The 11,928-nt window shown below is 35.4% G+C and carries 11 protein-coding genes and 1 tRNA gene; 9 read left to right on the forward strand and 3 right to left on the reverse strand.

Going from position 1 to position 11,928, the window contains the following annotated elements; all coding sequences use genetic code 11:
• The first annotated feature begins 27 nt into the window (after window positions 1–27).
• The 8 genes from nblR to coaBC all read left to right on the forward strand — a co-directional run bounded on the left by nblR (window position 28) and on the right by coaBC (window position 9,326).
• A complete protein-coding gene (gene nblR / locus ACOWPH_RS23940; protein ID WP_015212613.1) occupies window positions 28–714 on the forward strand; it encodes a response regulator transcription factor NblR in 687 nt (228 codons plus the stop codon).
• Between the two features lie 192 nt (window positions 715–906).
• The gene (locus ACOWPH_RS23945) at window positions 907–3,756 is read left to right on the forward strand and encodes a zinc-dependent metalloprotease (protein ID WP_015212614.1); all 2,850 of its coding nucleotides are present in this window, start codon (window positions 907–909) and stop codon (window positions 3,754–3,756) included.
• A 103-nt stretch (window positions 3,757–3,859) separates the two neighbouring features.
• Window positions 3,860–4,486, forward strand: coding sequence for an alpha/beta hydrolase (locus tag ACOWPH_RS23950; RefSeq protein WP_015212615.1), 627 nt, complete (start codon window positions 3,860–3,862; stop codon window positions 4,484–4,486).
• 155 nt (window positions 4,487–4,641) lie between these two features.
• Window positions 4,642–4,854, forward strand: coding sequence for a protein IsiD (isiD, locus tag ACOWPH_RS23955; protein ID WP_015212616.1), 213 nt, complete (start codon window positions 4,642–4,644; stop codon window positions 4,852–4,854).
• 224 nt (window positions 4,855–5,078) lie between these two features.
• Window positions 5,079–6,215 carry a DUF262 domain-containing protein gene (locus ACOWPH_RS23960; RefSeq protein WP_015212617.1) on the forward strand — a complete coding sequence of 379 codons (1,137 nt, stop codon included), beginning with the start codon at window positions 5,079–5,081 and terminating at the stop codon, window positions 6,213–6,215.
• Entirely contained in the window at window positions 6,209–7,309 is a 1,101-nt protein-coding gene (locus tag ACOWPH_RS23965) for an AAA family ATPase (protein WP_015212618.1), read from the forward strand. Before ACOWPH_RS23960 ends, ACOWPH_RS23965 begins: the two co-directional genes overlap by 7 nt.
• A gap of 17 nt (window positions 7,310–7,326) precedes the next feature.
• Complete coding sequence (locus ACOWPH_RS23970) at window positions 7,327–8,112, forward strand: hypothetical protein (RefSeq protein ID WP_015212619.1); 786 nt, start codon at window positions 7,327–7,329, stop codon at window positions 8,110–8,112.
• The gene (coaBC, locus tag ACOWPH_RS23975; RefSeq protein WP_015212620.1) at window positions 8,112–9,326 is read left to right on the forward strand and encodes a bifunctional phosphopantothenoylcysteine decarboxylase/phosphopantothenate--cysteine ligase CoaBC; all 1,215 of its coding nucleotides are present in this window, start codon (window positions 8,112–8,114) and stop codon (window positions 9,324–9,326) included. The genes ACOWPH_RS23970 and coaBC overlap by 1 nt, the downstream gene beginning before the upstream one ends.
• A gap of 74 nt (window positions 9,327–9,400) precedes the next feature.
• Here coaBC and ACOWPH_RS23980 read toward each other — a convergent pair whose 3' ends face one another.
• A complete protein-coding gene (locus tag ACOWPH_RS23980) occupies window positions 9,401–10,216 on the reverse strand; it encodes a TIGR02391 family protein (protein ID WP_015212621.1) in 816 nt (271 codons plus the stop codon).
• Between the two features lie 237 nt (window positions 10,217–10,453).
• Here ACOWPH_RS23980 and ACOWPH_RS23985 point away from each other — a divergent pair, with 237 nt between their 5' ends.
• On the forward strand, window positions 10,454–10,684 hold the full coding sequence (locus ACOWPH_RS23985; RefSeq protein WP_015212622.1) for a hypothetical protein: 231 nt from the start codon (window positions 10,454–10,456) through the stop codon (window positions 10,682–10,684).
• A gap of 67 nt (window positions 10,685–10,751) precedes the next feature.
• Here ACOWPH_RS23985 and ACOWPH_RS23990 read toward each other — a convergent pair whose 3' ends face one another.
• Both ACOWPH_RS23990 and ACOWPH_RS23995 read right to left on the reverse strand, forming a co-directional pair.
• On the reverse strand, window positions 10,752–11,573 hold the full coding sequence (locus tag ACOWPH_RS23990) for a DUF2887 domain-containing protein (protein ID WP_015212623.1): 822 nt from the start codon (window positions 11,571–11,573) through the stop codon (window positions 10,752–10,754).
• A 171-nt stretch (window positions 11,574–11,744) separates the two neighbouring features.
• A tRNA-Ser gene (locus ACOWPH_RS23995) sits at window positions 11,745–11,831 on the reverse strand.
• Between the last annotated feature and the right edge of the window lie 97 nt (window positions 11,832–11,928).

An 11,928-nucleotide genomic window follows, 5' to 3' on the forward strand; every position in this document is an offset into this window, starting at 1 on the left:
TCCAAATCCAATATCCCAAAAATTAATATGATAGTTGCTCACAATCCCTGTGTTTTGGTGATTGAACCCGATGATAGTCTAGCCAACCAACTGGCTTTTGATTTGCAAGAAGCTGGCTATGAGGCAGTTGTGGCTAATGATGCAGCTAGTGGATTGCAAAACTGCCGCGAAGTCAGTCCTGCTTTAATTGTTGTAGACCGGATGCTGACAGGAGAATCAGGACTTTCTTTGTGCAGAAATCTTCGTACTATTGGTAATCGCGCCCCGATCTTGATTTTAATGGCAAGAGATACAGTTGATGACCGTGTGGCTTGTCTCGAAGCCGGTGCAGATGATTACATCCTCAAACCTTATCGCTCGGAAGATTTTTTGAAACTGATTCGTTTATATCTCAAACCTGATGTTGATACTAACGAACAATTGCGCTTCGGTGATCTAGTTTTAGATATTGGTATCCGTCGCGCTATCCATAATGGTAGAGCGATTGACCTCACCATGAAGGAATTTGAATTATTAAAGTTTTTTATGGAACATCCCCGTGAGGTATTAACCCGCGAACAAATTTTAGAAAATGTTTGGGGTTATGACTTTATGGGTGAGTCAAATGTAATTGAAGTATATATTCGCTACTTGCGCCTAAAAATCGAAGAAGATGGTCAAAAACGCCTCATTCAAACAGTTAGAGGTGTAGGATACGTCTTAAGAGAATCCTGAAAGCAACAGGTATAACTCCAACAGAATTAATTACATAGATTGTTTTCCCTTTCCCCGTTTCCTATTCCCTCTTCCCTGATTTGATGATTAACTAGTACAACGGGCAGAAATAACTAGAAAGTATCCACAAAAAGTAGATTTTATTCAGCATTGCTGCCTGATTCTGCGAAAAATAGTTATTGGGGATATAGGATGAACAAAATAACTTTTTATATCGTTTTGTTACAAAGTTTGTTTTTAGGAATGGGGAGTACTAACGCTCAGTCACTACCAATCAATCGACTTAAAGCGGTAATAGAAACAGGATTCAAGCCAGGAAAGGCGACTGAAAGCACATTACCAGCATCACAAGTATGGGTAATTAATCAGGATCAACAAGTACAAAAACAACCTTTTATGTGGGTAGTTAAAGATCCACATCAAGCCAGACAGCAACCATTTCTGCAAGCTGCTAAAACTCCCAAAAAACCAGGCAGTTCCACCAAGCCATCTCCAGAAGATGGGTTAGAATCGTTTGATGAAGTGGTGAAAGATAGTCAAAAGCTAGAAGGGCTATTTACTCTCTATCGCCAAAAAGAGAAAAATAAAATATATTTAGAAATTAAGCCAGAGCAACTACAAAAAAACTTCCTAGCTACAGCCACCTTGGAATCTGGTATTGGCGAAGGAGGTATTTATAGTGGTATGCCATTGCAAGATTTTTTGTTTTATTTCCAACGAGTAGACAATAACTTACACTTTGTAGTTCGTAATGTTAATTTTCGTACTCGTCAAGGAGATCCCCAAGCGCGATCACTTGCTCGTTCTTTTAGTGACTCTGTTCTCTACACTATTCCCATTAAAAGTATTAATTCTGAACGCAAAACTATCCTTATTGATTTAGGCGATTTGTTGCTGACAGACTTGGCAGGATTATCTGTAAATTTAGAATTAACTTCTAACTCAGAGCAAACTTATTTTGGTAATGCTAAAGCTTTTCCCCACAATCTAGAAATTGAATCAATTTTTAACTTCTCTAATAATAGTGGTGGCAAAAATGAAAGCGAGAATTTTGAAGTTTTACCTGATAATCGAGGCTTTACTCTGCGGGTTCACTATAGCCTTTCCCAACTACCTAATAATTATTATATACCCAGATTAGCAGATGATCGGGTGGGATATTTTCTCACTGCACATCAAGATTTATCTATAGATGATCGTAATGATCCTTTTGTGCGTTATATTAATCGCTGGAATTTAGAAAAACAAGATCCTACAGCCGCAATTTCTCCACCTAAAAAGCCGATTGTTTTCTGGATTGATAACGCCGTACCTTTTGAATATCGTGATGCTATTAAAGAAGGCGTATTAATGTGGAATCAAGCCTTTTTGAAAGCGGGATTTAAAAATGCAATTGAAGTCCGACAAATGCCCGATAATCCTACATGGGATGCTGCGGATATTCGTTACAATACAATTCGCTGGATTAATACAATAGATGGATATTTTGCTATGGGACCATCTCGTGTTAATCCATTAACTGGAGAAATTTTAGATGCAGATATTATTGTTGATGCGAGTTTTTTGCGGGCATTAAAAAACGAATATCGTCAAATTGTTTTACCCAACAAAACAAAAATTCGTACTTCCTTATCAGCATTGATGGAAAATGGACTACTTTGTGGAAAAAGTGATAAAACTACCAAAGGATTAAGGGGTAATTTATCCAAACTAGCAGGAGAGTATGATTTATGCTACGGAATAGAAGCTGCTAATCAATTTGCTTTTGGTTCTTTAGCAATGTCTCTGTTACCAAATATTACTCCTACTAAACAACAGGTGCAGGATTATATCCATCAATATTTACGTTTAATTATTGCCCATGAAGTTGGTCATACTTTAGGTTTGCGTCATAATTTTCGTGGTAGTACTCTCTTACCACCAGAGGAAATGAATAATCGTGAAATCACCCGCAGTAAAGGCTTAACAGCTTCGGTGATGGATTATGTTCCACCAAATATAGCTCCTTATGGGACTCAACAAGGAGATTATTTTCCTGATATGGTGGGAAGCTATGATCAATGGGCAATTCAGTATGGTTATACTCCTACTCAAGCTAAAACTCCCATTGCAGAAAAACCATTTTTAGAACAAATTGCTAAACAATCAGAAAACCCAGATTTGAGTTATTCTCCAGATGAAGATGTATCTAGTATTGACCCTACATCGGCCCCTTGGGATAATAGTAATAATGTGCTAATTTATTCAAAATGGCAGTTGAATAATTCTCGTTTGATGTGGGAAAAATTAAATAAAGGTCATTCAATTGAGGGAGATAGTTACAGCGATTTAAGCGAAAAATTTAGCACTATATTTGGTAATTATTTACAGCAATTATACTATACAAGTAAATACATTGGGGGGCAGTCTTTTTACCGTGTTCATCCTGGAGACAGCAAAAAACGTTTACCATTTGTATCAGTACCTGTAGAGCAACAAAGGCAGGCATTAGCAACGCTGCAAGAGTATGTATTTGCTGAAGATGCATTGAAATTTTCACCAGAACTACTCAATAAATTAGCACCTTCTCGTTGGTACCATTGGGGTAGTAATCCGAAGATGGGACGTTTAGATTATCCAGTACATGATTTAGTTTTATTTGTGCAAAGTATAGTGTTGAGTGATTTACTTTCAAGCGATCGCTTATCACGTCTTAAGGATATTGAACTCAAAAGCGCAAAAGGAGAAGCACTGGCTTTACCTGAGTTATTTGATACCTTACAAACTGGGATTTGGACAGAAGTTTTAAAACCGAAAGGTAAATTAGAAATTTCTAGTTTGCGAAGGGGTTTACAACGACAATATGTGAACTTCTTAACAGCGATGGTATTACGGAAAGTAGACGTACCAGAAGATGGTCGCACATTAGCTTGGTATAAACTCAAACAATTAGATCAGCAACTCCGGCGAGTGAAGTCTGATGATGAATATACTAAAGCTCATTTACTAGAAACACGCGATCGCATCGAAAAAACTTTAAATGCACCATTGCAGGGAAATTAACAATCACAATTCCCTTACCAGCTAACAGTTTCATCTCGATAAAATGAATAGACGGTAGGGGTTTCCTCCGACCTTCTCAATCAATCATATTGCCTTATAAATCATGACTCAAGCATTAGATTTCATCAAATTTTCCCCCAAAACAGACTCAGCACCAAACGCTTTAATTGTCACCTTACATGGTTGGGGTGCAAATGCTCAGGATGTTGAAGATTTAGTCCCTTATATCAACCTACCTGATTATGAATTTTTACTTCCCAATGCCCCTTATCCATATCCTCATTCTCCCACCGGTAGAGCGTGGTATGACTTGCGAGATGAAAATATGTATGCAGGATTGATAGAAAGTCGGCAATTATTAATAGATTGGTTACAATCTTTAGAGAGTACTACAGGTGTGCCGTTATCGCGGACTATTTTGAGTGGGTTTTCTCAAGGTGGGGCGATGACTTTAGATGTCGGATTAACCTTACCCTTAGCTGGTTTAGTGGTAATGAGTGGGTATTTACATCCTGGGATAGAAACTCTGAATAAAACCAGCTTTCCACCCACATTAATCATGCATGGCAGACAAGACCAAGTTGTACCTTTACAAGCTGCTATCAAGGCTAGAGAAGTAGCCCAATCTCTAGGAGTCGATGTAGAATATCATGAATTTGACATGGGGCATGAAATTAATTTACAAATGTTAGAAGTACTACGAACTTTTGTGATCAAGACAATTGGTTAGCTAAAGTTACAAATATTTTACAAATTGGGTGAGAAATCAGCCAAATTTTAACAATTTTGTTGCCCACTAATGAGTAAGATAGATTGGGTGGAAGCGTTTAGTGCAAATCCACCTCAAGCTGAATGCGAACGCTGCAAAAGGGAGGGGCAAGCATTATGACAACTCTAAGCATTTCCAGAAAAGATATTGCTGCTATGACAGCAACAGAAGTACAAGATTTGGCTACGCGTCTGGAATTGGATAATTACAGCAATGCTTTTGAGGGTTTAAATGATTGGCATCTACTGCGAGCAATCGCGTTTCAGCGTCCAGAATTAGTTGAACCCTTTATCCATCTTTTAGATTTAGAAGCCTACGACGAAGCCTAGAGATTTGAAGTAAAAATTTAGGGGTTAATCAGGGTTTGCTATCGCTAAACCCTGATTTTGCACGTATTAGACAACTTATATGCTCTTACCTTGAGCAGCAAGTCTAATCAAACTGTTACTAACATATCGTTGATAATTCTATTCAACCAACGCCTAAATAATTTCTTTGGTATCATTATTCATGATATCCAATTTTGTCTAAGTTTTTAGGAGTGTTTGTCATAATGGTAACAAATAAACTCAATAATCAACAGATGGAATTACTAGATCAAGAAGATGATGTAAATGATGATTTTAATTTTGAACAAGAAGATGAGGATGAAAATTTAGAACCATTTGATCCAACAAAAATTAGGGTTAAAACTAAACCCATGACAATGGATCTGTTACTTAAAAGAATTGAATATGATGAAATTGACCTAGCTCCTGATTTTCAGCGACAATCTGATATTTGGACACTTAAAGCGAAAAGTCGCTTAATTGAATCTCTTTTAATTCGGATTCCACTTCCAGCTTTTTATATAGATGCTACTAATGATGATAAATGGATAATTATAGATGGTTTACAAAGAATTAGTACATTCAAAAGTTTTATTCTAGATAAAGCTCTTAAATTAACTGGATTACAATTTCTAACAGATTTAGAAAAAAATAAGTATGATGATTTACCTCGTCATTATCAAAGACGAATAGATGAAACAGAATTAACAGTTTATTTAATTGAACCTGGAACTCCTTCAGAAGTAAAATATAATATTTTTGAAAGAGTTAACACCGGAGGATTACCTCTTAATCCTCAAGAACTTCGTCAAGCAATGAACCCTGGACAAGCTATAAAGATTCTAAAAAAACTAGCTAATTTACCAGAATTTGAAAGAGTAACAACTTTAAGTAAAAAGAAAAAACAACGTATGGATGACCATGAATTTATACTTGGTTTTATAGCTTTTACTTTAAATAATTATGAAGAATATCCAGTACGCAAAGGTCGCAAATATTTTTTACATGAAGCCATGAAACAATTAAATAAGATAGATTCTAATTTGACAGATAAAATAGTAAATAATTTTACTATAACAATGAAGACAGCTTATAATATTTTTGGAGATTCCGCTTTTCGTAAATCCCAGAGATCACCTGTCAATAAATCTCTTTTTGAAGCATGGTCAGTTAGTTTCAGTAAATTAAATTCGCAAGAAATTGATATATTGATTAATCACAAAGAAATTTTAAAAGAAAAGTTCATCGAAAAAATGCAAAAGGATAATGATTTCAATAAATCTATATCTCAAGCTGCTAGTAAAGTTAAATATCGATTTGAACAAATTAATCAAATAGTTCAAGAGGTCTTATTATGCTAAGTTCTTTAAATTTGAAAAATTTTAAACCATTTGAAAATCAGTCTTTTTCTTTAAAACCATTAACACTACTTGCTGGATTAAATAGCACCGGTAAATCTTCTTTAATTCAATCTCTATTACTACTTCGTCAATCCTCTCAACAGAATGATCTATTAGATAGGGTAGGTTTAGCACTAAATGGTGATTTAGTTTCTATAGGTACAGCCCAAGATGCTCTATTTAAGAGAGCAAAAGAAGATTCAATGACTTTGGAAATTGGAATAAATAATAATATTAAAGGTACTTGGGTTTTCAATTATGATCGTCAAGCAGATATAATGCAAGTATCTTCGTTGTCAAATGCTGATGCAGAAATTTATAATTCAAGTCTTTTTACAGATAATTTCCATTACTTAAAAGCAGAAAGAATAGCACCTAGAAATTATTTTCCAATGTCTGACTTTCAAGTCAAACAACATCAACAACTTGGAAGTCAAGGCGAATTTACTATTCACTTTTTATCTATCAATGAATTTAAAATAATTCCTCATCATCAACTATTACATCCATCAGCACAGTCTGATAATTTAAAAAATCAAGTTGAGGCTTGGTTAGGAGAAATTAGTCCGGGAACAAGAGTTGATCTCGAACTCCATTCTACAATGGATTTAGCAAATTTACAGTATTCTTATGAAGACAATAATTCTTATCGTTCAAGTAATGTAGGGTTTGGTATTACTTATATTTTACCAATTCTTGTTGCTTTATTATCTGCTACTTCAGATACATTAATTTTGTTAGAGAACCCAGAAGCTCATCTTCATCCTAGAGGACAATCTAAGATGGGAGAACTAATTGCATTAGCAGCAAATTGTGGTATTCAAATAATATTAGAAACTCATAGCGATCATGTTCTCAATGGTATTCGTAAAGCAGTACGTCATCAGAAAGTTGATGCTCAAAAAGTGCAAATTAACTACTTTGAAAGATATTTAAAAAAAGGACAACCCATCACAGAAATTATTACTCCTCGCATTTATCCCGATGGAGGAATTGATAAGTGGCCAGACGGTTTTTTTGATCAAGCTGAAAAAGATTTAATGGATTTACTATAAATAGGGTTCTACTATCAATGCACTTTTTAATTAATGAACTTTCTTTTGTTGGACAAGCTGCCAATGATTATGAAGCTGATGAATTAATGAAAACCATTTTTAAAATAATTGCAGAAATAAGTGTTCTCCAAAATGATGATCCAATTCAAACTCATAGTAGTTTCGCTTCTCAAAATATAACCCCTGAATTAACTGTAAGTCAATGGATTTTTAAACAGAAAAATTCAAAAAATTCTGATCAACAAAAAATTGCTAGGATTTTACTAATACTTTTAAGTAAAGGTCCTTTTATAGATGTACAAGGTTTAATAGATGATTGTAAGTGTTTTCATCAAAAAAAATGTGTTTCATCAACTTCATTAGCTGGTGCTGCTGTGCTTAAAGGGGTATTAATTAGTTTGCAAAATAATTCTGATTTTAGTAACGAAAATATTGAAGTTGAATTTCAGAAATGTACAAATCCTTGTGAAAATATAATTATCAAAAACTTAACTAAAATTAAACACGCTATAAGAATATGTCCTCGTTATAAACTTCATTCTAAACATGATCTTTTAGGTTATTGGGAAAATGCTACTCCTATGGATTTAAGAAATGAAGAAGCTCAAAAAGTTTTAAACAGTTCTATAGGGAATAGTAATGAAAATAGTGAAAAACGTTATGGATTTCATAAGGAAAAACATCAATTTTATGTGTTTCATTCAGATAATAGTTTTGATGAACAAGGTTATCCAACTTATCATGGCTTTCCAATCCCTGAAAATCAAGTTCCTGCTGAAATACTAATTAAAATAAAGAGATAATGCCATTTTTTTTAAATCCCAAATCCAGACGGGTTCTGATTGCTGTAGGCGGCGGTATAGCCGCCTATAAAGTTTGTGAATTGGTTTCTACTCTGTTTAAATCTGGGGTAGAAGTGCGAGTCATTCTTACTAAATCTGCTCAAGAATTTATCACGCCTTTGACTTTAGCTACTTTATCTCGTCATCGCGCTTATACTAATGATGATTTCTGGCAACCAATTTATTCTCGTCCACTACATATCGAGTTGGGCGAGTGGGCTGATTTAATTGTGATTGCGCCTTTAACTGCTAATACTTTGGCGAAGTTAGCTTATGGTATGGCGGATAATTTGCTAACAAATACTGTTTTGGCTTCTACTTGTCCCGTTTTGTTAGCACCAGCGATGAATACGGATATGTGGGAACAGGTGGCAGTGCAAAGGAATTGGCTACAGTTATTGACAGATGTTAGATTTTATGGTATTGGAACGGGATCTGGTTTGTTGGCGTGCGATCGCATCGGTGCTGGTAGAATGGCAGAACCCGCAGAAATATTTGTTTATATTCAATCTTTACTACACACCCAAGGAACCAGAGATTTAGCCGGAAAGCAGGTTTTAATCAGCACTGGGGGAACGCGAGAATATTTAGATCCTGTGCGATTTATTGGCAATCCCTCAACGGGTAAAATGGGTTTAGCATTGGCACAAGCAGCACTGCACAGAGGCGCAAAAGTAATATTAGTCCATTGCCCAGCAAGTTGGGATGTACCTTTGGGAGTGGAAGCTATTGAGGTAGTTAGTGCAGATCAAATGCAGCAGGTGATGTTAGAACGTTTAGCCAATGCAGATATCATTGTTATGTCTGCCGCAGTTGCAGACGTAAAGCCTAAAGAATATAGTACCGAAAAATTGCCCAAGCGATCGCTCCCCGAAAATCTACCACTAGCACCAGTACCGGATATTGTTGCTGAAATCGGAAATCGCAAACAACCCCATCAATTATTAATTGGTTTTGCAGCACAAACAGGGGATATTATTACACCTGCGCGGGAAAAATTGCAAAGAAAGAAATTAGATGCAATTGTAGCGAATCCTATTGATAAAGTTGATAGTGGTTTTGGGAGTGATAATAATCAAGCGGTGTTGTTAGATATGTCAGGGAGAGAGGTAGAAATTGCGGCTTGTTCTAAGTTAGAAATGGCGCATTATTTGTTTGATTTTATTATTAGATGATTGGGAAAAGTCAACAAACAACCAAACTGAACAAATATAAATCATAAAAAGTTTACCCTTCTTCTAATATTCAGCTAGGGAGTGAATTTCTTAGCATCATCTATACGTTTACAAAATAAAGAAGCCATAACTAAATATTCAAAAGCTTTTTGAGGATCTTCAGATTTTGCAGGATTATGTGCTAAAGGATTCCGAACTCCTTTAATAAATCCTTTTAACATATCCATAAATCCAATTTGTTCATTTTTTAGGGTTTCAGTAGATAAGTCACTAAATGAAAGAATTGGATTAGTGACTCCAAAAGTTTTATCAATCAAAGTAGCCCCATCTAATGTTAAACCTGTTTTATCTCTAATATATTGATTAATAGCTTTAATAGCAGCTTCAATTGATTGATGATAGTAGCCATCAAGATATAATTTACTCGATGCGTTTTGAATCTCAAGATGTAAGTAATTGAGATAAGAGTTTATTAAGTCATCAACAGTATTTGCTTGAATTTCATAATTCAAATTTGAAATTAAATCATTATTTGGATATTCTGATTCTAAAACAGATATAATTTTTTCTAATTTACTACAAATTTGATGATATAGTAAATTTAAAGATTTTATGTCATGAGAAGAACCAAAATACCTTTCTATTGTCGTTAAAAAAATAGTATTTTCTCCAAAAAGCTTATTGGCAAAATAAATAATGTAAGGTTTTAAAATTAAATACTTTGCTGACATTTGTTTAGATTCAATTTTTATCAATAACTCAAATTGATTTACCAAAGGATTTTTATTAATTAATTTCTTAGGGTATAAATATTGGTAATAAGATTCATAAAAAGAATCAATAGACTTTTTAAAATTAATCATTTCAGAGAGTAATAGTTTAGCGTCCATACTGTGATTTAGTTAAAATAGCTATCATACTAAAATTTATAAACAGTGTAAATAGTATAAAACAAAGTACTTTATAAACCAATACAGTTAAGTTCTGCCTAAAATTCAACTTCTACATTGGTTGGGTTGTAGTCTGCTTCCCCAAAAGGGTGGAACAAAACCCAACCACACAAGAAGACTTTCAACCCCGTCACATCCTATAGAATAGAAGCCTGAGTAGTAACTAGGTAAATACTAATGATTCGAGAAAAAGAGTTATTAACAAAGTGGCGTTCCCTACCACAAGATAAACAGGAGGAAGTTTTAGAGTTTCTGGAATTTCTTTATTTCAAAAACTCTGCAAATAAACCTCCTCTGGCAGAACGTTTGCGAAAGATTCAGTCTAGAATAGTTGCGTTTGGAAAGCCTTTATTAAATGAAGAGGAAATAGAAAAGGAACTTGCTAGTTGCAGAGGTGGACTAGACTAATGCAAAAATATCAATTAAAGGAGAAGCATAGCCTTTTCTCTCCTCCTCTGCATCTGAAGTGTGAGACTTACCCCCTTACTTCACCTTGTAACCACCCTTCCAAATCAACCAAAGTAGAGAAATCCAACAAAGCATCACCTAACGCTTCCAACCTTTCCAGCGATAAAGCCTGAATTTTGGACAGAAGCAAATCGGGAATATTACCCAATCGGCGATTTAATTGTCGAAGAATAATCTTTCTTTCTCCTTCTTCTCTCGCGTCTCGCAAAGCCCTCGGTTCTTCCAAATTCAGTCCCAACATCGCTTCAATCTCCTCTCGACTTAGGTTAGAAAACTTGTAGACAATTATCGTTGTCACCAATTCTATTATCGCTTGTTCCGATTGTTGCTGTGCTTGCTCAAGCAAAAACTGCGCGGCTTCCACTGCTTCCGTTTCAGGAACCGTAGTCAGCAACATCAAACCCAATCCCAGCGGTTGCTGTTGTACCTTCCCGAACTCATCCAGATATACCCGTCGCACTTGGCCACTTTCCAACAAAGCACGGTGAATCATTGAGTTAGAGGGTTCCAAACTCCGAGAACCAAAAATTATCACCCCAGACCAATCATCATAACGGATAGAATGCCGATACAGAAACAAAAACAACTCAGAAAAGAAGCGATGATACAAATCATCATCTTTTTGAAACTGCACCTCAGCAAAAAATACAGTTTTAGAAACTGCATCACGAGGAGGTAGAAATACACCATCAATCCGAAATGCTGTTTCCTTCACCTCCACTGATTCAAACTGGTATTGCTTTGCTTCTGGGGGTGGTTCGTCCACCAATTCAAACAGCAAACCCGGAAATTGCTTAAATAACTTGTAAAATATCGAGTCCCGGCGCATTGTTATTACTCTACAGCGTCCAAATCATGATTGTAGAGCTTAAGACATCAGGATTAGCGATCGCTCTAGCAAAAACTGCACTGCTTCAGTTTCAATAACCATAGTCAACAAAACCCAATCCCAACTGTAAAACTTAATGCATCTGGATTAGGGATGTTGTAATATTCTGAACGGAGAGGGAGGGATTCGAACCCTCGTATACATTACTGCATAACAGACTTTCCAGGTCTGCGCCTTCAACCACTCGGCCACCTCTCCAGGGGTCACGAATCATCATCTTAAAACAAAAATGCAAAAAATGCAATATTAATAGAAGACTTTCTTAAAATAAATCTCAGAGTCCACATTTTTCGGC

The sequence above is a fragment of the Anabaena sp. PCC 7938 genome, from assembly GCF_049315035.1.
GTDB lineage: Bacteria > Cyanobacteriota > Cyanobacteriia > Cyanobacteriales > Nostocaceae > Anabaena > Anabaena cylindrica.